At 64.7% G+C, this 23598-nt stretch carries 23 protein-coding genes and 1 tRNA gene; 15 read left to right on the top strand and 9 right to left on the bottom strand.

Annotation, left to right across the window (positions count from 1 at the left end; all coding sequences use genetic code 11):
- The first annotated feature begins 8 nt into the window (after positions 1-8).
- A complete protein-coding gene (locus tag GRI99_RS05355; protein WP_160771018.1) occupies positions 9-470 on the top strand; it encodes an MgtC/SapB family protein in 462 nt (153 codons plus the stop codon).
- Between the two features lie 18 nt (positions 471-488).
- Here GRI99_RS05355 and GRI99_RS05360 read toward each other — a convergent pair whose 3' ends face one another.
- On the bottom strand, positions 489-1349 hold the full coding sequence (locus GRI99_RS05360) for a hypothetical protein (protein WP_160771019.1): 861 nt from the start codon (positions 1347-1349) through the stop codon (positions 489-491).
- Between the two features lie 86 nt (positions 1350-1435).
- Here GRI99_RS05360 and GRI99_RS05365 point away from each other — a divergent pair, with 86 nt between their 5' ends.
- The 5 genes from GRI99_RS05365 (at position 1436) to GRI99_RS05385 (ending at position 6727) form a co-directional block, all read left to right on the top strand.
- Positions 1436-2731 carry an SLC13 family permease gene (locus GRI99_RS05365; RefSeq protein ID WP_160771020.1) on the top strand — a complete coding sequence of 432 codons (1296 nt, stop codon included), beginning with the start codon at positions 1436-1438 and terminating at the stop codon, positions 2729-2731.
- A gap of 993 nt (positions 2732-3724) precedes the next feature.
- On the top strand, positions 3725-4459 hold the full coding sequence (locus GRI99_RS05370; protein ID WP_160771021.1) for a topoisomerase DNA-binding C4 zinc finger domain-containing protein: 735 nt from the start codon (positions 3725-3727) through the stop codon (positions 4457-4459).
- 201 nt (positions 4460-4660) lie between these two features.
- Entirely contained in the window at positions 4661-4924 is a 264-nt protein-coding gene (locus tag GRI99_RS05375; protein WP_160771022.1) for a hypothetical protein, read from the top strand.
- Between the two features lie 52 nt (positions 4925-4976).
- Complete coding sequence (locus GRI99_RS05380) at positions 4977-5609, top strand: nucleotidyl transferase AbiEii/AbiGii toxin family protein (RefSeq protein WP_237438159.1); 633 nt, start codon at positions 4977-4979, stop codon at positions 5607-5609.
- Between the two features lie 71 nt (positions 5610-5680).
- A complete protein-coding gene (locus GRI99_RS05385) occupies positions 5681-6727 on the top strand; it encodes a hypothetical protein (RefSeq protein WP_202392961.1) in 1047 nt (348 codons plus the stop codon).
- A 351-nt stretch (positions 6728-7078) separates the two neighbouring features.
- Here GRI99_RS05385 and GRI99_RS05390 read toward each other — a convergent pair whose 3' ends face one another.
- Positions 7079-7564, bottom strand: a complete 486-nt coding sequence (locus tag GRI99_RS05390) for an Arm DNA-binding domain-containing protein (protein ID WP_237438160.1) — start codon at positions 7562-7564, stop codon at positions 7079-7081.
- Between the two features lie 177 nt (positions 7565-7741).
- Positions 7742-7828, bottom strand: a tRNA-Leu gene (locus GRI99_RS05395).
- Positions 7829-8024: 196 nt separating this feature from the next.
- Here GRI99_RS05395 and GRI99_RS05400 point away from each other — a divergent pair.
- Positions 8025-8954 (top strand): complex I NDUFA9 subunit family protein, encoded by a 930-nt coding sequence (locus GRI99_RS05400; protein WP_160771024.1) that lies wholly within the window; start codon positions 8025-8027, stop codon positions 8952-8954.
- A 412-nt stretch (positions 8955-9366) separates the two neighbouring features.
- Here GRI99_RS05400 and GRI99_RS05405 read toward each other — a convergent pair whose 3' ends face one another.
- The 5 genes from GRI99_RS05405 to aptA form a co-directional block, all read right to left on the bottom strand.
- Positions 9367-9813, bottom strand: a complete 447-nt coding sequence (locus tag GRI99_RS05405) for an NfeD family protein (RefSeq protein WP_160771025.1) — start codon at positions 9811-9813, stop codon at positions 9367-9369.
- A complete protein-coding gene (locus GRI99_RS05410) occupies positions 9813-10829 on the bottom strand; it encodes an SPFH domain-containing protein (protein WP_160771026.1) in 1017 nt (338 codons plus the stop codon). The genes GRI99_RS05405 and GRI99_RS05410 overlap by 1 nt, the downstream gene beginning before the upstream one ends.
- Before the next feature lie 112 nt (positions 10830-10941).
- A complete protein-coding gene (locus tag GRI99_RS05415) occupies positions 10942-11229 on the bottom strand; it encodes an antitoxin Xre/MbcA/ParS toxin-binding domain-containing protein (RefSeq protein ID WP_160771027.1) in 288 nt (95 codons plus the stop codon).
- Complete coding sequence (locus GRI99_RS05420; protein ID WP_160771028.1) at positions 11226-11459, bottom strand: hypothetical protein; 234 nt, start codon at positions 11457-11459, stop codon at positions 11226-11228. The genes GRI99_RS05415 and GRI99_RS05420 overlap by 4 nt, the downstream gene beginning before the upstream one ends.
- Before the next feature lie 131 nt (positions 11460-11590).
- Complete coding sequence (aptA, locus tag GRI99_RS05425) at positions 11591-12916, bottom strand: omega-aminotransferase AptA (RefSeq protein ID WP_337192873.1); 1326 nt, start codon at positions 12914-12916, stop codon at positions 11591-11593.
- A 176-nt stretch (positions 12917-13092) separates the two neighbouring features.
- Here aptA and GRI99_RS05430 point away from each other — a divergent pair, with 176 nt between their 5' ends.
- The 7 genes from GRI99_RS05430 to GRI99_RS05460 all read left to right on the top strand — a co-directional run bounded on the left by GRI99_RS05430 (position 13093) and on the right by GRI99_RS05460 (position 21352).
- Positions 13093-13413, top strand: a complete 321-nt coding sequence (locus GRI99_RS05430) for a DUF485 domain-containing protein (protein ID WP_160771029.1) — start codon at positions 13093-13095, stop codon at positions 13411-13413.
- Complete coding sequence (locus tag GRI99_RS05435) at positions 13410-15113, top strand: cation/acetate symporter ActP (RefSeq protein WP_160771030.1); 1704 nt, start codon at positions 13410-13412, stop codon at positions 15111-15113. Before GRI99_RS05430 ends, GRI99_RS05435 begins: the two co-directional genes overlap by 4 nt.
- Positions 15114-15259: 146 nt before the next feature.
- A complete protein-coding gene (locus tag GRI99_RS05440; RefSeq protein ID WP_160771031.1) occupies positions 15260-15961 on the top strand; it encodes a TorF family putative porin in 702 nt (233 codons plus the stop codon).
- 30 nt (positions 15962-15991) lie between these two features.
- A complete protein-coding gene (locus tag GRI99_RS05445; protein WP_160771032.1) occupies positions 15992-17341 on the top strand; it encodes a glutamine synthetase family protein in 1350 nt (449 codons plus the stop codon).
- A gap of 8 nt (positions 17342-17349) precedes the next feature.
- Positions 17350-18624: an NAD(P)/FAD-dependent oxidoreductase gene (locus GRI99_RS05450; RefSeq protein WP_160771033.1), complete on the top strand. Its 1275-nt coding sequence runs from the start codon at positions 17350-17352 to the stop codon at positions 18622-18624.
- On the top strand, positions 18621-19973 hold the full coding sequence (locus tag GRI99_RS05455; RefSeq protein WP_160771034.1) for an aspartate aminotransferase family protein: 1353 nt from the start codon (positions 18621-18623) through the stop codon (positions 19971-19973). The genes GRI99_RS05450 and GRI99_RS05455 overlap by 4 nt, the downstream gene beginning before the upstream one ends.
- On the top strand, positions 19973-21352 hold the full coding sequence (locus tag GRI99_RS05460; RefSeq protein ID WP_160771035.1) for a glutamine synthetase family protein: 1380 nt from the start codon (positions 19973-19975) through the stop codon (positions 21350-21352). The genes GRI99_RS05455 and GRI99_RS05460 overlap by 1 nt, the downstream gene beginning before the upstream one ends.
- Positions 21353-21391: 39 nt before the next feature.
- Here GRI99_RS05460 and GRI99_RS05465 read toward each other — a convergent pair whose 3' ends face one another.
- Positions 21392-22294 carry a LysR family transcriptional regulator gene (locus GRI99_RS05465; protein ID WP_160771036.1) on the bottom strand — a complete coding sequence of 301 codons (903 nt, stop codon included), beginning with the start codon at positions 22292-22294 and terminating at the stop codon, positions 21392-21394.
- 177 nt (positions 22295-22471) lie between these two features.
- Here GRI99_RS05465 and GRI99_RS05470 point away from each other — a divergent pair, with 177 nt between their 5' ends.
- A complete protein-coding gene (locus GRI99_RS05470) occupies positions 22472-23596 on the top strand; it encodes an ABC transporter substrate-binding protein (protein ID WP_160771037.1) in 1125 nt (374 codons plus the stop codon).
- The last annotated feature ends 2 nt before the right edge of the window (positions 23597-23598 follow it).

A 23598-nucleotide genomic window follows, 5' to 3' on the forward strand; every position in this document is an offset into this window, starting at 1 on the left:
GCTCGGTGATGGAAGCCGGCACACTCTCGCCGATCCACATCAGCTGGGCCGAAGCCCTGCTGCGGATCGCTGCCAGCATGGTGCTGCCGCTGCTGATCGGCCTCGACCGCTTCCTGCGCCGCAAGCCGATCGACTTCCGGCCTTTCGTGGTGGTCTCGCTGGCGGCCTGCTCGCTGTCGCTGACGGTCCTCGAACTGGCCGCCCGCGCCGGTGGGCCGGAGCTGGACCCCAGCCCCAGCCGGGTGTTCGCCGGGGTCATCACCGGCATCGGTTTCCTGGGCGCAGGCGCGATGTATCGCGAGGACAGCTATGTCAAAGGAGCCGGCTCGGCAGCGGCGATCTGGGCTTCCGGGGCCATCGGCCTGATCTGCGGCGCGGGGATGCTGTGGCTGGCGGGTCTGCTGGGCGGCGGTGTGCTGTTGGTGCTGATCGCCAGCGCCCCCTTCACCAGCCGCTACGACGCCAACTGATACCGGCGGGCATGCCGGTCAGCTCGACCGCCATTCACTCAGCAGCTTGCCGTCGGCCGTCTCGAACGCCACCCGGTCCAGCCGGCTGGCGACCACGCACACTGGCCGGACATCGGCCGAAGCTGACTGGCAGCGCACGGCACGCCCATCAGGGAAGGCCACGGTCCGGCCTTCGAGCACCAGGCGATAGCCCTGTGGCGGGGCGACGAGCTGTTCGTCCCGCTCGCCGCGGACGGTGAAAGCATAGGGCCGCCCGTTGCGCCGGCCGATGCGCGACCCGCCTTCCTCGAAGATGGCAGCGATGCCCAGGGTCTGCGGTGATGCCGGCACAGAGTCCGCGCCCGCCTCGCCCCCGCGCGGGGCCGGGCAGCCATTCCCGGTCAGCCAGGGCCGGGGCAGCCAGAAGCCTTCCACTGCCTCCCAGCCGGATTCCTCACCCTCGCGCGCGATCACGGGGGATTCAGCCCAGCTTGCCGGGGTCAGCCGCAGGGCGATCGCCTCGCGCTCCCCGTCCCACAGGGCCACGGGCAGGCCCGGCTGCTCGGCGGCGTCTGCGCTTTCCGCCACCGGGCCGCCGCAGCCGAAGGCCATGGTAACCGCAAAGGTGCGCCCAACCAGCGGATCGCTGTCGGCGCGCACGGTGCCGGCGGCATAATCGGATGCGGCGCGGTTGACTGCCGCGATCAGGTCGGCCCGGGAAAGGCCCGGCAGCACGGCGGGCAGGCTGGGTGCTGCGGAAGGGAGCGGCTCGGGCTCCGCCACCGGGTCCGCTTCGTCCGCCGGTTGCTCGCAGGCCGCCAGTCCGGCCAGCAGCACGCTTGCCAGGACCGTGCAGATCATCCGGGGCGGGCGGGCGGACAAGGGCTGGTTCTGGCGCATTGCCCGACCATAGCAGACAATGGCCGAATCGCGAAAAAGCCCTTGAATTGCTTGACGCAAGGCGCATCGCGGGGCCACCAGCAGGCATGGCATTCAATCAGATCGCGGCGCTGGTCGTCCTGGTCACCGTGGTCGGCGTGCTGATCCACGGCAAGGTGCGGTCCGATGTCGCGGCCCTGTCCGCTGCCGCCGCCCTGCTGCTGCTGGGCGTGATCCGCCCTGTGGAGGTGCAGGGTGCCTTTGCCAGCCCGGCGGTGATCGCGCTCGCCTGCCTGTTCGTGATTGCCTATGCCATCGAGCTGTCCGGCCTGCTGGGCCTGCTGATCCACCAGGCGCAGAAGCTGTGCGCGCGGATCGGCTCGGCGGGGCTGTGGATCCTCCTGGTGGCCTGCGGCGGTGCTTCGGCCTTCCTCAACAACACCCCTATCGTGGTGCTGGCCGCCCCGGTGGTGAAGGACGTGGCAAAGTCCATGGGCCTGTCGCCCAAGCGGTTCCTGATCCCGCTCAGCTACATCACCATCATGGGCGGGGCATGCACCCTGATCGGCACCTCCACCAACCTGCTGGTGAACGACATGGCCCGCAATGCCGGCGAGCCGGTATTCCGCATCTTCGAGATTACCCCGGTCGCGCTGGTCATCGCCGCAGTCGGGGGCCTGTACCTGTTCCTGTTCAGCGGCCGGCTGAAACAGGACGACAGCGAATTCGGCGCCCGGCGCGAGCCGCACGACCAGACGGGCGACGGGACCATGGGCGACCTAGAGCTGTTTGCGGTCGACCGCCCGTTCCAGCCGCGCCGGGCGGCCATCTCGATGCTGGTGTTCATCGCGGTGATTGCCGCTGCGGCCACCGGCATCACGCCGATCGCGGCGGCGGCCTTTGCCGGGGCCGTGATCCTGATCCTGCTGCGGGTGATCACGCCGGAAGAAGCCTATGCCGGCCTGCGCCCCGAAGTGCTGCTGCTGATTGCCGGCATGGTGGTGGTGGGCCTGTCGATCGAGGTGACGGGTCTGGCCGAAGCGGGCACCGACCGGCTGATCGCCTTCATCGAACCCTTCGGCCCGCTGTTCGCGCTGGCCATCCTCTACGGCGTCACGCTGTTTGCCACCGAGTTCCTGTCGAATGCCGCCGTGGCCGTACTGATCACCCCGGTGGCCGTGGCCCTGGCCAACAGCCTGGGGGTGGACCCGCGCCCTTTCCTGGTTGCGGTGATGATGGCCGCCAGCGCCGCCTTTGCCACCCCGTTCGGCTACCAGACCAACGTGCTCGTCTTCCAGCTTGGCGAATACAAGTACATGGACTTCGTGCGCATCGGCGTGCCGCTGAACCTGCTGACATGGGCCGCAGGGGTGATCGCCATCCCGGTGTTCTTTCCTTTTTGAGATCAGCAATGGCGAAGGCAAATCCCGGCGGCTTGGGCTGAATTTCTTCAGCCGCAAATCTAACCGGCTGTGTTCAGCAGATTGGAGACACCTGTCATGATCTGTGCGGCGACGAACGGTCTGCCAATCATCACACTGCCAGGCACTCCTTGAGAAGCCCACTCATGTTCGCCCGCCGCACTCACGTATATCACGGGCATATCCTTGTGCAGTTCAGGCGCCTTCGCTCGTTTGCCGGTCGCATCCTCAACTACGCGATCGCCACGGCCCGTGCGGAGAACAATCCCGCACCGGCGCTGGGAGGCGCTCTCTCTGCACCCATGGTTCGCCATCATCCGGCAGTCATTGGTCCGATCGAGCTTTGAAAACTACTTCGAGCAATCGATGGATACGGAGGGCATGCCTCCACCAAGGCGGCGCTGGCCCTCTCGGTGCGCGGTGCGCAAGGCTTACAACCGCACACAGTATTGGGACCAGCGCGTGCGCATGATGCAGTGGTGGTCCGACAAGGTCGATTCCTTGAAGCAACTGAACGCACAGTCGTGACGCCATCGGGGGGCGAAAAATGACCCCAAAAAAGACCCCCGCAGGGTGTGAATATCAGCAATCAGCCCCGATCACCGGCGGAAGCAGGCTAGAGGTTTTTCGTGATTATTCAGTGATTTCTGTTCAATCGCGCAACGCGGCGATGAAGCTACTGGTGCCCAGAAGAGGACTCGAACCGCTCTCAGAATGTCGCAAAACTGCGAGAATCTTGACCTTGGTTACTTAAGTGAGGCCCCCGTTGGTGCCCCCAGAATGCATTTTTACCAGAGGATTTGGGTCCCATCCTCGAAAAAGTCTAATGATTTCAATAGGCGTCTTTTAACGCAGGACGCGTCTGATTTCCAGCAAATTTGCATGGCCGACCAGCTCCGAAAATGGGGTGCTAAGTGAAACGATAATCAACTCTGCTACAATGCTGCTCGCCGCATTGAGGAGGAGAATTGGCGTTTGCTTATCGCACCTGAAGATCCCGGTTCCGAAACCATTCGGGTGCCTGTCCTCAAGGTCTTTGACGGCGATGGCTTCCTAACCCGTATCGACAACCCCCGACGAGGAGCAAGCCTTGAAGTGACAATCAGGCTGGGGTTCATCGATGCTCCGGAGATAGAGCAGCCTGGCGGCATCGAAGCGCGTGACTTCCTTCAATCGCTCATTGGCGGAAAGCATGTCGATCTGGCCATTCTGATAAAGATGGACACTGGCGGCATTATCGATCGACACAAGCGGATCGTAGCCGTGCCCTACTTGCAGATGGATCAGAGCAATGAGGCCAACGACCCGGCTTCCCGGCTCGGACAATTCTTTCGGGGAGTGACTGCTCCATCTCACCGCAACATCGAGTTGGAGATGATCCTCAATGGATGGGCATGGGTGTTTGATCGCTATGGCCCCGATGAAAGCTACTTCGATGCGCTGGAAGATGCTCAGCGAAATCGGCGCGGCATCTGGAGAAATGACGACAACGTTCATCCGTGGGAATTCAAGAAGCAGCGCTACAGGGCTCGTCGGACGAAACCAAAGCCTGCTCCACAAACGCCGCTCTTCGACGTATCAGAGTCAGCAATCTCGTGTCCGATGGAAGGCTGCGATGGTCAGTTGGTTGAGAAGAGCGGACGTTTCGGGAGTTTCCTTGGATGCTCGAATTTTCCGAGGTGCCGTCACTCGCGCAATTTGAATGGATGACTGGAGTGAGCTCTAAGGGATCGCAGCGATGTCCGAGCGCGTCTGCAATCGAGGGGCTTTTATCCCGCAAAACGCGATTTTTGAAAAATGCGAGATAAATCGCGGATTGGCCCTCTGCGTTCTTCCTATGTTCGAACATTCTTGTTTTGCTAACGCATGAAGCGTATATTCTCACCCTGAGATCGATTCCGCAGGTTTAAGATGAGCAACCTAACTGCACAGGTTCTGGCAACGGTGAACGCCCCCTATGGGGCGAACCATTCCGCTCATCAACTCGCTGCGCTCATCGCTGACCCATCGAGTGTGGAAACGTGTGACGCCAGCGTCTTCGCTTTCTTCTCGGAAGTGGCACCAGCGATCCAGAAAGCCTTCATGGCTGAAATGAAGGTCAATGAGGATATGGCGAAAGCTGTCGCTAGCCAGTTTTCCAAGATGGCTGGGTACTCGCTGCCTCTGGCAGCCTGAGAAAGTGATCTCGCCTCGACAGCAGCCGAGCCAATGGCCGCTTCTATTTGATTTGGCATCCGACATCATCGCGCGAACCACCGAAGCCGTTGGCCGCGAGCCAGATTGGTCGTTCGGAGGTGGGACTGCATTGATGCTCCAGATCGATCATCGCGAGAGCCATGACATCGACCTCTTCCTTTCCGATCCCCAATTCCTCCCTTATCTCAATCCCGAGACGCAGGGGTTTGAGCTTGAACGAATGCCAGACACCTACAAAACAGACGGCGCAGGTTCCCTCAAACTGATCTTCGAGGACATTGGTGAAATCGACTTCATTTGCTGTGCCGACATTACGCCAGAGCCATCACGGGTCAGTGAGCTACGGGGGCGAACAATCCGGCAGGAAACTCCGGCAGAGATAGTTGCTAAGAAGGTCTACTATCGCGGTGCATCGATGCAGCCACGCGATATGTTCGATATCGCGGCCACCAACGAAAAGCTGGGCAAAGACTACGTGATCAATGCCCTCCGGGAATGTGGAGTTGATCGATGTACGAATGCCCTTCGAGCTGCGGAAAATATGAAGCCTGAGTTCGCTAGCTCAATCATCAAGCAACTCATGTACCGCGATCATAACGGTCACTTGGTTGACGAAGCGCAGGCGATTACAGTGCAGCTGTTGCGTGCAACGCTAGGCGCCTAGGGCTCCCCTCGCTCAGCCCCAATAAGCGGCGTATATTGGCACACTTCGCCGTGGATACCGATGCAGTCTTCATGACGACGCGACTGGCTGGACCTGCAACCTACTTCCTGCCTTTCAACCAAGGGCATAATGGTGGGGCAGGCAATCCACCTGACACCAAGGGTCGAAGCTATCGCACTGCCTACCTATGGGAAGAAGTGCTTCAGCGCGACAGCCTGCTCGATCTGCTCGCCCGGTTCATCCATTTGCAAGTGGAAGAAAAGCGCGACGACGCGGGGCGAAAGGTCAAGAAAGAAACTCTTATCTTTCCGCGCTACCATCAGCTTGAAGCGGTCCGGGATTTAGTCGCGCGGGCTAAGACTGAAGGCCCCGGCCAAAACTATCTGATCGAGCACTCGGCGGGCAAGCCAAAGCTGAAACAGAGTCCTGCCGACCACCAAAAAATGAATGCCATTATCGATCGACCAGTGTCGAACTTCGGCGATCTTGCGAAAGCCGATCCGGCAGAGGCCGAGGTGTTGCGCGGAAAGATCCTGGCATTCAGCAGTCTCTACGGCTTTCTAAGTCAGATCATCCCCTATCAGGACTCTGACCTCGAAACCCTATACGTCTTCCTACGCCATCTGGCTTCCAAGCTGCCGAAGAAGGGCGGAAGCCCCTCCTATCAGTTCGATGACGAGGTGAGACTTGATTACTATCGCCTCCAAAAGGTCAGTGAGGGTTCGATCAGTCTTTCCGAAGGGACGGCAAACAAACTCGACGGGCCTTCCTCTGTGGGATCGAAAGTCGCGCGTGAAGAAGAGGTGCCACTTTCCCGGCTGATTGACGTCGTGAACGAGCGGTTCGGCACTGACTTCAACAATGCTGACCAACTGTTCTTCGATCAGATCGTTGAGGCCGCGATGGCCGACGCCAATCTGCGCCAAGCCGCGATCGCGAACCCAGGCGAAAAATTCGAGTTATTGTTCAAGAACCTGCTTGAAGCTCTGTTTGTTGAGCGCATGGATCAGAATGAAGAAATCTTTGCCCGATTCATGAATGACAAAGCCTTTCAAGGTCTTGTCACGAACTGGCTGGCAACCGAAGCATACTCCAAATTGCGGAACTCAAATGACTAGTTCGGAAATAGTTGAAGAACGCTCGCCAATGCGCTCCGCGATCCAGCTGTTGATGTACCGTAGTACGCGGTCTGGCCAAAGATTTGCTGATCGAGGAAAAAACATCCTGCAGAGAGTCGGCGATGAGCGAAGCTGAATTCAAGGAATGGCTTGGAAGGCGGCTTTATCAAGGGAAGCCACTCAAGACGGTGGGCAACCGTGTCGGTTGGGTCAAGGCTGCCGAGCGGGCGCTGGCCGAATTGGGCTTCGCACAAAAAACCCTCGACGAAGTGCACGCAGCCGGACAGTGGGATGCCCTATTACAGGCGCTTTCGCAGCTGCGTTCAGATTGGCGTACCAACGAGGCTGCCGCTAGGGCAATTGCTCCTCAATCGGCTGATCCACATTTGCAGGTTGCGAACACACGGCAAGCAGTTGGGATGTATTCCCGATTGCGGGCTTGAGCAGTTCGAGGAACCAACGCGCCTTGCGTAGCGTGGCCTCCGCCCGGCCTTCGGGCACCATCTTCTCATCGATGTACTTCTTAGCGATGACCTCGAAAGTGTTCTCCGCGCCCAGCTTGATCCTGGCCTTCTTGCGCTTCCGTTCCAGCATCGGATCGATGCCATCGGAAACCTTGAGCCGTGCTCGGTCTCGAAGCTGACGCGCTTGCGACAAACTGATCTCAGGGAACGCGCCGATGGGCAGCTTCTTTTCCTTCCCGCCGAAGCGGTACTTGAAATACCAGAGCTTGGAGCCGTTCGGCTTCACCAGCAGCAGCAGCCCCCGCGAGTCGTATTTCTTGTACGACTTGTCGGCAGCCCGGAAGCCTTTGATTTCCTGCACATTGAGGCTCATCTGGGGGCCTCACTTTCGTGCGATTTGGGGCCTTTTGGGCCGGAGCCCCCAGACGAGGCCCCCACAGACGTTGGAACAAAGCGGAACAAAACAAGACCTCGCTTTCTGCGCTGGAGGTCAAGAATGGCAGAATTCCGCCATTTCTGCAATGTTTTGGAACGTTCTGATGAGAACAAATGGTGCCCAGAAGAGGACTCGAACCTCCACGCCCTTGCGAGCGCCGCCACCTGAAGACGGTGCGTCTACCAATTCCGCCATCTGGGCACCGGATCGCGGCAAGTCATCGAAGCCTGCCGCTGGTAGGAGCGCGCCACTAGCGGGGGGTGGGGCGGCTTGTCAACGCGCGAATTGGGCCAATGTGCAGAAACTCTGCCCGCCCCCGCACATTGCCCCATTGCGGGCGGCCCCGCGCTTGTGCCAAGGGCCTCTCCACACGCAAGGCAATTGATGGGCACGGGCTATGGGCAAGCAACTGGATGGCAAGCTGGTGGTGCTGGTGGGCGGCAGCGGATTCGTGGGCCGGCACCTGGCGCAGGACCTGCTGGCCCGCGGCGCGCGCCTGCGGATTGCCGCGCGCCATCCGGAAAAGGCATTTGCGGTCAAGCCGCTGGCGAACCTGGGCCAGATGCAGGCGGTGCGCTGCGACGTGACCAGGCCAGACTCCCTGCGCGCCGCGATCGCCGGGGCCGATGCCGTGGTCTACCTGGCGGGCACCTTCGGTGCTGGGCAAAAGCAGGTGCAGGGCGATGGCCCGCGCATCGCGGCAGAGGCGGCGGCGGCAGCGGGGGCGGAGGCCTTCGTGCTGGTTTCCAGCCTGTCGGCCGATGCCGGGTCCGAAGGCGGCTATGCCTCCAGCAAGGCGGCAGGCGAGGAGGGCGCGCGCCAGGCCTTCCCCCAGGCCACGATCATGCGCCCGTCGGTGATCTTCGGGCAGGACGACCAGTTCGTGACCATGTTTGCGGGCCTGGTCAGCTCCATGCCGGCGCTGCCGGTGTTCGGCCCGCAGGCGAAGCTGCAACCCGTCTTTGTCGACGACGTGGCCGCCGCGATCACCGCCGCGCTGGAGTATCCCGCGCTGCACGGAGGCAAGACCTACGAGCTGGCCGGCCCGCAGGTGCTGACGATGCTGGAGCTGCACGAGATGATCGCGCAGGCGCAGGGGCGCGAGCGGATGTTCGTGCCCGTGCCCGATGCCCTCAGCGCCCTGTTCGCCGCGCTGCCCGGCACGCCGATGAGCAGCGACCAGTGGACCATGCTGAAGGCCGGCAACGTCGCCACGGGCACCCTGCCGGGCCTCGCCAAGCTGGGCGTGGAGGCGCGGCCGCTGTCGCTGTTCCTCGACAAGTGGATGGTGCGCTTCCGCAAGCACGGGCGCTTCAGCGTGGCGTGATTTTCACTCCCCCAACCCTCTCCCAAGGGGGAGGGCTTTTGCAGAAAACACTTTCCTACAGCACCCGATCTAGTGCAGCCCGATTCGCGTCCGATGCGTCTGGCCAGAGCAGCGGATGGGCCATCCTCCGGCGTTTAGGCGTGCGGAGGAAATGACCGGCGCGGGCGTCCCGGCATTATGTCGAACGTTCGCACCAGGCATGGCCGCCACGCGAGTGCTGCCCTCCGTCGCGTCAATAGCTGGAGGATGGCCGCGGGCCGGCGGCAACAAATCTCGACGCGATTACCGTACCTCAAATACAAGAAGCGTCGTCGAGTCCGGGCACAGAATGCGGCAACCCCGCGCCGGTCATTTGCTCTTCCCGTCCACCCCGGCAGCCCAAAGGCTGGCCGGGCCAGCGGCGCGTCCGCCCTCAGTCAGCCGCTTCCACCAGCAGCACCGCGCCGTCGCTGCCGACGATCTTCATGCGTGCGCCCACCGTGGCATCGGGTCCGCGCACCAGCCATTCGCTGTCGCCCAGATGGACCTTGCCGTGGCCGTCCACGATCGGCTGGCTGACACGGACAACCTCGCCGATCATCCGCGCACCGCGCCGGTTCATCAGCGGGTCGGCCTCCTCAACCGGGTTGCGGCGGATATAGCTGCGCCCGGCAAAGACCGCGGCGATGGCGAGCACGGCGAAGATCACGATCTGCAGCGGCACGCCCAGCGGCAGGGCGAAGGCGAGAATGCCGGTGACGATCGCCGCGCCGGCAAGCCAGATCAGGAACACGCCGGGGATGACCATTTCGGCCACGGCCAGCAGCAGGCCGAAGGCCAGCCACAGCCAGTGCGGCTCCCACGATCCTAGCCAGTCCATCACTCACCACCCCGGACTGGCGGCACGCTGGGCTGGCCCTGCGATCCGCCCAGGCCGGCGGTGCTGGGCGCGCGGCGCGGCGCGGGCGGGGTGGGGGGCGAGGTGCGGCCATCGGGGTTCAGCGCCTCGCGTGCCAGTTCGCCGATCCCGCCCAGCGTGCCCATCAACTGGGTGGCTTCCACCGGGAACAGGATGGTCTTGGCATTGGGGCTGGTGGCAAACTTGCCGACCGCCTCGGTATACTTCTGGGCGATGAAGTAGTTGATCGCCTGCACGCCCGAAGCGCTGATGGCATCGCTGACCATCTGCGTGGCCTTGGCTTCGGCCTCGGCCTCGCGCTCGCGCGCCTCGGCATCGCGATAGGCGGCTTCGCGGCGGCCCTCGGCCTCCAGGATGGCAGACTGCTTCTCGCCCTCGGCACGCAGGATGGCGCTGGCGCGCTTGCCTTCGGCCTCGAGGATCTCGGCGCGCTTCTCGCGCTCGGCCTTCATCTGGCGGGCCATCGAATCCGAGATATCCTTGGGCGGGCGGATGTCCTTGATCTCGACGCGGGTGATCTTGACCCCCCACGGTGAGGTGGCGTGATCGACCACGTTCAAGAGGCGGGCGTTGATCTCGTCCCGCTTGGACAAGGTCTCGTCGAGGTCCATCGAACCCATGACCGTGCGCAGGTTGGTGGTGGTGAGCGCCATGATGGCCACGTAGAGGTTCGACACCTCGTAGGCCGCCTTGCCCGCTTCCAGCACCTGGAAGAACACCACCGCGTCCACGCCCACCATGGCGTTGTCCTTGGTGATGATTTCCTGGCCCGGAATATCCAGCACCTGCTCCATCATGTTGACCTTCTGGCCGACCTTGTCGACGAAGGGGATGAGCAGGTGGAAGCCGGGCTCTGCCGCAAGGTGGAACTTGCCCAGCCGCTCGATGGTGTAGACGAAGCCCTGGCGCACGATCCTGACGCCCATCATCAGGAACACGAACACCAGCGCCAGCAATGCCAGCAGGAAACTACCCATGGTCCCTGAAACCTCCCCTTCACCCCCAAGAATGGCGGGCATGGTAGCGCAGGGGCAGGTGGGGGCAAGTGAAACCGGCTGTCAGGTTTTCGACAGTTCCCGCGGGCGCAGGCTAGTCCTGCTTGTCGCCGGCGCGCAGCAGGCGTTCCACCGATTGCAGGCCTGCCACGCTGTCAGTCGCCAGCGCCAGGGGGCGGCCGCCGAGTGCGGCATGATCGGTGTTGAGAAAGGCAATCGCCTGCTCGCGGCCCAGCAACTGGAAGGCCAGCGTGGTGATCGCCCCTTGCCGACGCACGGCATCGCGCGGCAGCAGCGGAGCATTGGAGCGGCGCCGGAAGTGCATGGCGCGGGCCGGGGCGGCCGCGGGAACGGCAAGGTCTGCCGGGGGCAGGTCGCTCATGCCGCCAGCCCGCGCGCGGTCAGGGCCGCGCTAAGGGCCGTACCGAGGCGCACAGATTGCGCTTTCCATGCACTGGCAGCGGCAGCACCCATGCCTTCCTGATACGATGCGATCCGGCCCGCCAGGGTCTGGGCATCGCCCCGCAGTGAACGACCTGCCAGGCCGGGCCCGGCATGGTCGGCCTGCATCAGCAGGACCTGGTGATCGGAATAGAGGCGGTTGAGGTCCACAGGCTTTCTCCCTTGGTAAGCGGGAGCGCGATGGTCTCTCAGCCGCGGGCGCTTACAAGAGGCGGAACGCGCGGTGTTGCCGATATAGGATGCCGGGGCGGCAATTGTAAGGGGCGGCGCAGGCCGCCGCCTCAATCAACCGCAGCCAGGATTTCCGCCAGCTTGCCGAAAATCCGGTCGATGTGGCTCTTTTCCAGGATCAGCGGCGGGGACAGGGCGATGATGTCACCCGTGGTGCGGATCAGCAGCCCTTCGTCGAAAGCGCGGCGGAACACGTCCATCGCCCGCATGGTGGGGGCACCGGGGCGCGGTTCCAGTTCGATGCCGCCGATCAGGCCGATGTTGCGGCAGTCGATCACATGGCGCGCGCCCTTCAGCGAATGGACCGCATCGGCCCAGTAGTCCTCCAGTTCGATCGCTTTTTCGAACAGACCTTCGGTCACGTAGAGGTCCAGCGTGGCGATGGCGGCGGCGCTGGCCAGCGGGTGGCCGGAATAGGTATAGCCGTGGAACAGGTGGATCCCGTCAGGCCCGCTGCCCTCGATGGTATCGTGGACGTGGCGGCTGACGGCCACCGCGCCCATCGGCACGGCGGCGTTGGTCAGGCCCTTGGCCATGGTGATGAGGTCCGGCGTGACGCCGAACCGCTCAGCTGCAGTAGCCTTGCCCACGCGGCCGAAGGCGGTGATCACCTCGTCGAAGATCAGCAGGATATCGTGCTTCGTGCAGATCTCGCGCAGCCGTTGCAGGTAGCCGACCGGCGGGATCAGCACGCCGGTTGAACCCGCCACCGGCTCCACGATCACCGCCGCGATGGTTTCCGCCCCGTGCAGCGCCACCAGCCGTTCCAGGTCATCCGCCAGCTCGGCCCCGTGCTGCGGCAGGCCCCGGCTGAAGGCATTGCGCGCCGGATCGTGGGTGTGGCGCAGGTGGTCCACCCCGGGCAACAGCGTGGCATAGGGCCGCCGGTTGCCCACAATGCCGCCCACCGAGATGCCGCCGAAGTTGACCCCGTGATAGGCCCGCTCGCGCCCGATCAGCCGGGTGCGGCCCGCCTGCCCACGCGCCTTCTGGTAGGCGAGCGCGATCTTCAGCGCGGTGTCCACGCTCTCGCTGCCGCTGTTGGTGAAGAAGATTTTGTCCAGCCCCTGCGGCATCAGCATGGCCAGGCGGCTGGCGGCCTCGAAAGCGAGGGGGTGGCCCAGCTGGAAGGTGGGGGCAAAGTCCACACGGCCCGCCGTCTGGCGGATAGCCTCCACGATCTGCGGCCGGCAGTGCCCGGCGTTGACGCACCACAGCCCGCCCGTGGCATCCAGCACCGAGTGCCCGTCCGCCGCCGTGTAGTGCATCCCCTCTGCCGCCACCAGCATGCGCGGGTGGGCCTTGAAATAGGCGTTGTCGGTAAAAGGCATCCAGAAGGCGGCCAGATCGTTGGGGGTGTCGTTGGCTTGGGTCACGCGACGGTCCTTGTTGCGGGCTGTACGCCTCTTTTGCCGCCTTGCCCTGTCCGCGACAAGCGGGGGCGGTTGTGCAATCCTTTGCACAAAATTGCGGGGCAGGCGCTTGTGCCCCTGTTGTTCCCTGCAAAAATGTAGCATCACGGCCCAAACACAAGGGAATCCAGGGGATGGGAATGGCAAGCGGACAGGATGCGGCGTTGCTTGATGCCGTGGCGGCAGACCCGCGTTACCACGCGCTGGTGGCGGCCCGCGCGCGGCTGGGCTGGTGGTTGTCGGCCGTGGTGTTCTTCTGCTTCGTGGGCTACCTGCTGCTGATCGCGTTCGACAAGGCGCTGCTGGCCATGCCTATCGGCGGGGGCATTACCTCGCTGGGCATTCCGGTGGGGCTGGGGCTGATCGTGCTGGCGATCGCGCTGACCGGCGTTTACGTCGCCGTCGCCAACCGCCGGTTCGACAGCCAGATGGCCGAAATCCTGCGGAGCCACGGCGCGTGAGGGCGCTGAGCGGGGCCATTGCGGTCACCCTTCTCGTCGCTGCCGTCCCGGCCCTGGGGGCCGCGCTGGAGGGCGAGGCGCAGCAGCAGGCGACCAACTGGGTGGCCATCGCCATGTTCCTGGCTTTCGTGGGCCTGACGCTGTGGATCACCAAGGTGGCCGCAGCGCGCACCCGCACGGCATCGGATTTCTATACCGGCGGCGGGGGCATCACCGGCTTCCAGAACGGGCTGGCGATGGCGGGCGACTATATGTCGGCAGCCTCGTTCCTGGGCATTTCCGCACAGATTTTTGCCGATGGCTATGACGGGCTGATTTATTCCACCGGCTTCCTGGTGGGCTGGCCGATCATGCTGTTCCTGATGGCCGAGCGGCTGCGCAACCTGGGCCGCTATACCTTTGCCGACGTGGTCTCCTATCGCTTTGCCCAGCCACCGGTGCGCAGCTTTGCCGCGCTCAGCACGCTGCTGGTGGTGACCTTCTACCTGATCGCGCAGATGGTGGGGGCGGGGCAGCTGATCAAGCTGCTGTTCGGCCTGCCCTATGCCGTGGCGGTGCTGATCGTGGGCGTGCTGATGATGCTCTACGTGCTGTTCGGCGGCATGCGGGCGACCACCTGGGTGCAAATCGTAAAGGCGGTGATGCTGCTTTGCGGGGCCAGCTTCATGGCGCTGATGGTGATGGCGCAGGCGGGCTTCTCGCTGGAAACGCTGTTCGCCCGCGCGGTGGAGGTGAAGACGCAAGGTGCCCTCGCCGCCGGGGCCACGGCGGGCGAGGCGGCCGAGCGCGGCGGATCGATCATGGGGCCGGGCAACTTCATCAAGGACCCGGTTTCGGCCATTTCCTTCGGCCTGGCGCTGATGCTTGGCACGGCGGGCCTGCCGCACATCCTGATGCGCTTCTTCACCGTGCCGGACGCCAGGGAGGCCCGCAAGTCGGTGCTGTGGGCCACCGGGTGGATCGGCTATTTCTATGTCCTCACCTTCATCATCGGCTTCGGTGCGATCGTGCTGGTGGGTACAAGCGACTTCTACCAGGATGGAACCGGCGCCCTGCGCGGCGGGGGCAACATGGCGGCGGTCCACCTGGCCCACGCCATCGGCGGGGACGTGTTCCTGGGCTTCATCTCGGCGGTGGCCTTTGCCACCATCCTGGCGGTGGTGGCGGGCCTGACCCTGTCGGCGGCCTCGGCGGTCAGCCATGACCTCTATGCCACGGTGTTCCGCCACGGCACCGCCACATCGCAGGACGAGCTGCGCATGTCGCGCCTGACCACGCTGGGCATGGGCGCGCTGGCGGTGCTGCTGGGGCTGGTGTTCGAGCACCAGAACGTGGCCTTCATGGTCAGCCTGGCCTTTGCCCTGGCGGCATCGGGCAACTTCCCGGCGCTGATCCTGTCCCTGCTGTGGGGCGGCTGCACCACGCGCGGCGCGGCCATCGGCGGCACCATCGGGCTGCTGACGGCCTTCGTGCTGACCGTGCTCTCGCCCGCGGTGTGGACCGATACGCTGGGCATGGGCACCGCGCCGTTCCCCTACAGCTCGCCGGCGATCTTCTCGATCCCCGCCGGTTTCCTGGCGATCTGGCTAATCTCGCTGTTCGACAACTCGCCCCGCGCGGCGCTGGACAAGGATGGCTATGCCGCCCAGCGCCTGCGGGCCGAAACCGGCATCGGCGCCTCCTCCGCCAGCGACCACTGACGCGGGCAAGCACAAGCGAAGGACCGCTATCGGAAAAGGCGATATCCCCCCTCTGCATAAATACCATTGGCCTTGCGCCCGTGCCTTACGCATAATGCGCTGCACAATGACCCGGCGCACCGGGCGGCAATCACGAGGGCAAGGCGATGAAAACGATCCGAATGGCGGCGCTGGCCGCATGTCTGGTGGCGGGGCTTCCGGTAGCGGCGCAGGCGCAGAGCGCCGAGGATGAAGCTGCCGAGTGGGAAGTGGACGGCGAGATCGGCCTGTTTTCGGACTATCGCTTCCGCGGTGTCTCGCTCAGCGGCAAGGACGCCGAAGTAACCGGCGAACTCTCGGTGGCCCACGAAAGCGGGTTCTACGCCGGCACCTGGCTCAGCAACGTGGACCTGGGCAGCGGCGCCGACGACCTTGAGGTTGACCTTTACGCCGGCTGGGCGACCGAGGTTGGCCTCGTCTCTCTGGATGTCGGGGCGATCTACTATCTTTACCCCAGCGACGGTTCGCTCGATTACATCGAACTGACCGGGTCGGTCGGAACCTCGATCGGACCGGCCTCGGTCAGCCTGGGCGCGGCCTATGCCCCCAGCCAGGGGGCCCTGGGCAATACCGACAACACTTATGTCTACGTGGCGGGCGAAGTGGCGCTGACCGACATGGCAACGCTGCACGGCAGCTTCGGTATCGAGGACGGGGCTTTCGGCAACTCCAAGCGCGACTGGACCGTGGGCGTGAACCTCGACGTGGGCCACGGCTTCACCGCCGGCGTGGCCTATGTCGACACCGCGCGGGCGGGCACCGCGCTGGCCGATCCCACCGCCGTGTTCAGCGTTACCAAGTCTTTCTAACAAGGGGAGCAGGGCAGGGCAGCCCGCCTTATGGCCACCGATATTGCCGCCTGGATCAAGGACCGCGGGATCGCGGAAGTTGAATGCATCATCCCGGACATGAACGGGATCCAGCGCGGCAAGGTGCTGCCCGCCAACAAGTTCCTGGCCAGCCTGACCAACCGCAGCCTGCGCATTCCGGGCAGCGTGTTCACCGTGACGGTGACGGGCGGCTATCCCGAAGACATCGACCACGTGGTGCCGGCGATCGATCCGGACGTGGTTCTGGTGCCCGATGCCAGCACCCTGCGCGAGGCGCCGGGTTTTTCCACCCCCACCGCCTATGTGATTGCGGACGCGTTCAATTCCAACGGCCAGCCGGTGGCCATCGCTCCGCGTCGCATCCTCAAGATGGTGCTGGAGCTTTACGCCAAGCGCGGCTGGCGGCCGGTGATCGCGCCGGAACTGGAATTCTACCTCGTCTCCAAGAACCTCGACGCCGATTTCCCACTGGTGCCTCCGGCGGGCCGGTCCGGCCGGTCGGAAAGCGGCAGCCAGCCCTATGGCCTGGAAGCGCTGAGCGAGTTCGAGGACATCATCGAGCAGACCTATGACTGGTGCGAGAAGGCCGCGTTGAACATCGATACGATGATCCACGAAAGCGGCGCGGCACAGCTTGAGGTGAATTTCGTCCACGGCGATCCGCTGGCGCTGGCGGACGAGGCGATGCTGTTCAAGCGGATCGTGCGGCAGGTGGCGCTGCAACACGGGGTCTATGCCACCTTCATGGCCAAGCCCATGGCCGACCAGCCGGGAAGCGCCATGCACATCCACCAGAGCGTGCTGGATATCGAGACGGGCCGCAACGTCTTCTCCACCGGCAACGGGCGGGATTCGGCGCTGTTCCGCAGCTATATCGCCGGGCTTGCCCGCTTGCTGCCGCAGGTGTGCCCGCTGTTTGCGCCCAACGTGAATTCCTTCCGCCGGATGCGGCCCGATACCGATGCACCGATCAACGTGCAGTGGGGTAGCGATAACCGCAGCTGCGGCCTGCGCATTCCCATTGCTGACAGCAAGAACCGGCGCATCGAGAACCGCCTGCCCGGGGCTGATGCCAACCCTTACCTGGCGATCGCCGCCTCGCTGGTGTGCGGCTATATCGGCATGGTCGAGCGGATGCAGCCGCCCAAGCCGATCACCGGCAACGCCTATAACCGCGCCCGCACCCTGCCGCGCACGCTGGAAGGGGCGCTGGACCGGTTCAGCCACTGCAAGGCGGTGCGCGAATACCTGGGCAGCGATTTCTTCGACGTGTTCTACGCGATCAAGGATGCCGAGCTTTACGCCTACCAGTCGGTCATCAGCTCGTGGGAGCGCGAGCACCTGCTGCTGAAGGTCTAGGGCCCCAAATGGCCGCCGCCTATCCGCCGTCGTACTACGCGGCGAGCGCCAAGCCCTTTCCCCGCCAGCCGGTGCTGGAAGGCGACCTGGCGGCTGACCTGGTGGTGGTGGGCGGCGGCTATACGGGCCTGTCTACGGCGCTCCATGCGGCGGAACGGGGCCTGTCCGTCATCCTCCTGGAAGCACGACGGATCGGCTGGGGTGCTTCGGGGCGAAACGGCGGGCAGATGATCCCCGGCCTGCGCTGGGGGGCGAAGGAGCTGGTGGCCGCACTGGGGGAAGGCCGCGCGCGCGAACTGCTGTTGCTGGCCAACTCCGCCGCTGGCAAGGTGCGGGGGCGAATTGCGCGTCACGCCATCGCCTGCGACCTGCGGCACGGCCATTTCACCGCTGCCGTAAAGCCCGCGCATCTCGACGCTATGAAGCGCGAGCTTGAGGAGCTTGACCGGCTGGTGGGCTATCCCGATGGGCGTATCGTGGAGCCGGGCGGAGTGGGCGAATTCGTGGCCAGCCCGCTCTATCACGGCGGCTTCTTCGACGCTGGCGGCGGGCACCTGCATCCGCTGAACTATGCGCTGGGGCTGGCCGAGGCGGCGCTGGCAGCGGGGGTGCGGGTGTTCGAGGACAGCCCCGTCACCGCGCTGGAGCGGGGCAGCAAAGTGGTAGCGCGCACGGCCGGCAGCACCGTGACTGCCGCCTATGCGGTGCTGGCGACCGATACCGAGATTGGCGAGCTGGACGCGGCGCAGGGCCGCATGACCATGCCGGTGGCCAACTACAACGTCGCCACCGCGCCGTTGGGGGCAGAACAGGCGGCGGCCCTGTTGCCCGCCAATGCGGCGGTGGCCGACAGCAAGTTCGTGCTCAACTACTACCGCCTCAGCGCCGACAACCGGCTGATCTTTGGCGGGGGCGAGAAGTATACGCCTGCCCCGCCGCCCGATGTGGCGGGCTTCGTGCGGCCCTACCTCGAACGGGTTTTCCCGCAGCTAGCCGGGGTGGCAATCACCCACGCCTGGGGCGGCATGGTGGGGGTCAGCCTGAACCGCCTGCCGCGCCTGGGGCGGGATGGGAACATGCTTTATGCCCACGGCTGGTCGGGCCACGGCGTGCTGCTGACCACGCTGGCGGGCGAACTGCTGGCCGATGCGCTGGCGGGCGAGGGGCGCGGGTTCGACCTGCTGGCCAGCCTGCCCGGACGGCCGTTCCCCGGCGGCCCACTGCTGCGCCACCCGCTGTATGTGCTGGGCATGGCGTGGTTTGCCCTGAAGGACCGGCTATGATCACCGATGGCGCCATTGCCCGCATGATCACCGACGAGCGGCAGCGCTATGCCGCGGCCAACCCGCGCTCTGCCGCGCTGGCGCAGGCGGCCGCGCGCCACTGGCATCGCGGGGTGCCGTTCCACTGGATGCTCGACTGGGGCACGCCGTTCCCGCTGTTCGTGGAGCACGCGCAGGGGGCCGAGCTGTGGGACGTGGACGGCCACCGCTATGACGATTTCTGCCTAGGCGATACCGGATCGATGTTCGGCCATTCGCCCGCCCCGGTGGCGCAGGCGATTGCCCGGCAGGCGAGCCGCGGCCTCACCACCATGCTGCCGGGCGAGGATGCCGTGGCCGTGGCCGATGCGCTGGCGGCCCGCTTTGGCCTGCCATTCTGGCAGGTGACATCCAGCGCCAGCGAAGCCAACCGCGCGGTGATCCGCTGGTGCCGTGGGATCACGGGCCGCTCCAAGATCCTGGTGTTCAACGGCTGCTATCACGGCGCGGTGGACGATGTGTTCGTGGACCTGCGCGATGGGGTGCCGGAGCTGCGCAAAAGCCTCGTCGGCCAGGTCTATGACGTGCGCGAGCATACCGTGGTGGTGGAATTCAACGACCTGCCGGCGCTGGAGGCCGCGCTGGCCGGCGGCGATATTGCCTGCGTGCTGACCGAACCGGCGCTGACCAACGTGGGCATGGTGCTGCCCGATCCGGGCTATCTGCAAGCGATGCGTGACCTGTGCACCCGCCACGGCACGCTGCTGGTGTTTGACGAGACGCACACAATCTCCTCCGGCTTTGGCGGCCACACCATGACCCACGGGACGCTGCCCGACCTGTTCGTGCTGGGCAAGCCCGTGGCGGGGGGCGTTCCTTGCGCTGTGTTCGGCTTTACCGCCGAGGTGGCGCAGCGGATGGAGCGGGCGCGGGCGGAAGGGGAAACCGGCCATTCGGGCATCGGCACCACCCTTTCCGCCAATGCCCTGGCGCTGGCCGCCATGCGCGCCTGCCTGACGCAGGTGATGACGCCGCAGGCCTATGCCCACATGCTGCCGCTGGCGGCCGAACTGGCCGATGCCCTGCGCGCGGTGATCGCCCGCAATGGCCTGGCCTGGCACGTCACCCACATCGGCGCGCGGGGGGAATTCATCTGCGGTGACACCGCGCCGCGCAACGGCACCCAGGCCCGCGCCGCCATGCAGGGGCCCCTGGAGCATGCCCTCCACCTGTACCTGATCAATCGCGGGGTGCTGATCGCCCCGTTCCACAACATGACGCTGATCAGCCCGGCAACCACCCGCGCGCAGGTGGACAGGCTGGCGCAAGTGCTCGATGATTGCCTCAAGACCCTGATCGGAAACGCCTGATGCCTGACAGTTCCAACCAGATCGCCACAGTTGAAGAGGCCCGCGCCTTCTTTGCCGCCAACCCCGATGTGGACGCGGTGGACATCATCTTCACCAACATGTGCGGCGTGCCGCGCGGCAAGCGGCTGCGCCAGCACGAGGTGATCGCGGTGTACGAAAGCGGGCGCTTCCTGCCCGGATCGGTGCTGGTGGTGGACATCACCGGCCGCGATACCGAGGAGACGGGGCTGGTGTGGGAGGACGGCGATGCCGACCGCTATGTGCGCCCCGTGCCCGGCACGCTGGTCCGCGCCCCCTGGCTGGGCGAGCACGCGGCGCAGTTCCTGACCAGTTTCTACGAGCTGGACGGCACGCCCAATGACCTTGATCCGCGACATGTTCTGGGCCGGGTGGTCGACGAGCTGGCCGCCGAGGGGCTGACCCCGGTGGCAGCAGTGGAGCTGGAATTCTACCTGGTGGACATCAGCCAGGGCCGCCCGCGCCCGGCGGCAGGGCAGGTGACCGGTCACCGGGGGGATGACATCCAGGTCTATGGCCTGCGCGAAATGCAGGAATTCAAGCCCTTCTTCGATGACCTTTATGCCGCCTGCGATGCCCAGGGCATCCCGCTGGAATCGGGCATCTCCGAATATGCCGCCGGGCAGTTCGAATTTACCCTGCGCCACAAGGCCGACGTGCTGCGCGCGACGGACGAGGCGGTGATGTACAAGCGGCTGGTGAAGGGCGTGGCCATGCAACACGGCTTCGAGGCCACCTTCATGGCCAAGCCGTTCGCGGAAAGCGCGGGCAACGGCATGCACCTGCACGTTTCCATGAACGATGCCCAGGGGCGCAACGCCTTTGCCAGCGAAGACCCGGCGGGCACCGAATTGCTGCGCCACGCGATCGGCGGGATGAAGGCGCTGCTGGCTGACAGCATGGCGATTTTTGCCCCCAATGCGAACTCCTATCGCCGGTTCAAGGCCAATTCCTATGCCCCGGTGGCGCCCACCTGGGGGGTGAACAACCGCACGGTTTCGCTGCGCGTGCCCGCCGGCCCGCCTGCCTCGCGCCACGTGGAGCACCGCGTGTGCGGAGCCGACGCGCATCCCACGCTGGCGCTGGCGACGGTGCTGGCGGCGATGCTGCACGGCATCCGCCACAAGATCGATCCCGGCCCGGCGGTGGTGGGCAACGGCTATGAAAGCCCGGAAGCGGCAGTGAAGCTGCCCAACAACTGGGCCGCCGCCATCGATGCGTTCGAGGCATCCCCGCATATGAACGCTCTGCTGGGCGAGCGGTTCGTGACCAACTACGCCTGCGTCAAGCGGGTGGAGATGGCCAACTTCCTGGGCACCGTGACCGAGCTGGATTACGCCTGGTATCTGCGGAGTGCCTAGCACTTAGCCACTTCGTGATGGCAATTCGCTGCCCCGGCATCACCGCCGGTGGTTCTGTGCCGTCTCCAGGAACAGCGCCACCGCTTCGGAATGCCGCGTCAGCCGTCGCCAGCCGATGCCGATGTCCACCGTGGGCAGGCTCTCGCGGGTGCGTTTGGAAAGCAGGCGGTCGCCCTCCAGCGACCAGGGGCGATAGACCAGGTCGGGCATCAGGGTGATCCCCGCGCCGGTGCCCACCAAGCTGCGCACACCTTCCACCGAACTGGTGCGGAAGGCCACGCGCGGCGGGTGGTCGAACATGGCCCAGATGCCCTCGATCAGGCCGTCGAGCTCGTCGAGGCTGAGCATCACCACCGGATCGTTTTCCAGTTGCGCCAGCGACAGGCCGTCCACGTTTGCCAGCGGGTGGCTGGGGGCCAGCCAGGCGCGGCATTCACTGCGCAGCAGCACCTCGTAGTCGATGGCGCTGCGCTGCTCCAGGTTGCCCACGATCATCAGCGCCAGGTCCAGCTCGCCGCCCACCAGCATGTGTTCGATATAGCTGCGCTTGTCCTCCACCAGGCTTACCTCGATACGGGGATAGGCACGGCGGAAATGGCTGAGCAGGTCGGCAAAGAAATAGCCGGTGACCAGCGGCGTGGCACCGATGCGGATGCGCCCTTCGGTCTGGTCTTCCCCCGGGGCGACGCCGCTGGACAGGTTGGCCACGGCATCCACGATCTGGCGGGCATTGCGCAGGAACTGGGCGCCCTCGCGGGTCAGCGTCACGCCCTTGGCATGGCGCTGGAACAGGGTGCAGTTGGTCTCCAGCTCCAGCGTGCGGATGGCATCGGTCACCGCGCTCTGGCTGATGCCCACCGCGCTCGACCCGCCCGATACGCTGCGCGCCTCGGCCACGGCGATGAAATAGCGGATCTGCCGCAGGGTGATGTTGGGCGTCATATCTGGAATTCCGATAGCTCTCGCTTCGCATAATCGACTGGCTTGGAGGCGCAAAGCGTTCATTCTCCCGGCCAACAATTGTGCGCTTGCAGCATTTTGTGGCTGCGGTAGCATCACGGGGTCACAACGCTGCCTGTCCGGCCGCTCCGGACCGGCCTTCATCGGGGGTCTGTTGCCATGAACGCCGTCACCACCCAAACCACTCTTGCCGCGCTCCGCCAGTCGATCGGTCGCCGCTCGCTCCTCCAGGGTCTGGGTGTTGCCGCCGTGGGCATCAGCTTCGGCGGCCTTGCTGCCTGCAGCGGCGGCAGCGGGGGCACCGCCAGCACGGGCGAGGAAGCCACGCTCAACTTCTACAACTGGGACACCTACATCGGTGAGACCACGCTGGATGACTTCGCGGAAAGCAGCGGCATCACGGTGAACATGAGCCTGTTCGCCACCAATGACGAGCTGTTCGCCAAGCTGCGCGCGGGCAATGCCGGGTATGACGTGATCGTGCCCAGCAACGATTTCGTGGAACGCATGATCCAGGCCAATCTGATCCAGGAACTGGACCAGTCGAAGATCCCCAACATGGCCAATGTCGATCCCACCTTCATCGACGTGGCCTATGATCCGGGCCGTAAGTATTCGATGCCCTATACCTGGCTGGCGCTGGGCATCGGCTATCGCAAGTCCGCCGTCAGCGCCCGGCCCGATAGCTGGAAGGTGCTGTTCGACAGTCCCGAATATGCCGGCAAGATCGCGCTGCTGTCGGAAGCGGGTGACGTGATCCGGCTGGGGGCCAAGTACCTGGGCCATTCGGTCAACGAAATCACGCCGGAGATCATTGCCGAGGTGGAAGCGATGATGATCCGCCAGAAGCCCAATATCCGCACCTTCCACGAGGACAACGGGCAGGACCTGCTGCTGTCGGGCGAAGTGGATCTGGTGCTGGAATACAATGGCGACATCGCCCAGATCATGACCGAGGACGATGACATCGACTTCGTCATTCCGGGCGAGGGCAGCCAGCTCAATTCCGATAACCTGTGCATCCCCGTGGGCGCCCCGCACCCGCTGAACGCGCACATGTTCATCAACAACCTGCTGGATGCCGAAGTGGGCAAGAAGATCACCGAAACGATCCTCTATCCCACCCCCAACGCCGCGGCCAAGGCGCTGATGCCGGATGATTACAAGAACAACCCGGTGATCTTCCCGCCGGCCGACCTGCTGGCGAAGTGCGAATACGCCAGCTACAACGCGGAACTCCAGCCGCTGTACGAGGAAGCCTTTACCCGCATCCGCGCGGCCTGACC

This window comes from Alteraurantiacibacter buctensis, from assembly GCF_009827655.1.
GTDB lineage: Bacteria > Pseudomonadota > Alphaproteobacteria > Sphingomonadales > Sphingomonadaceae > Alteraurantiacibacter > Alteraurantiacibacter buctensis.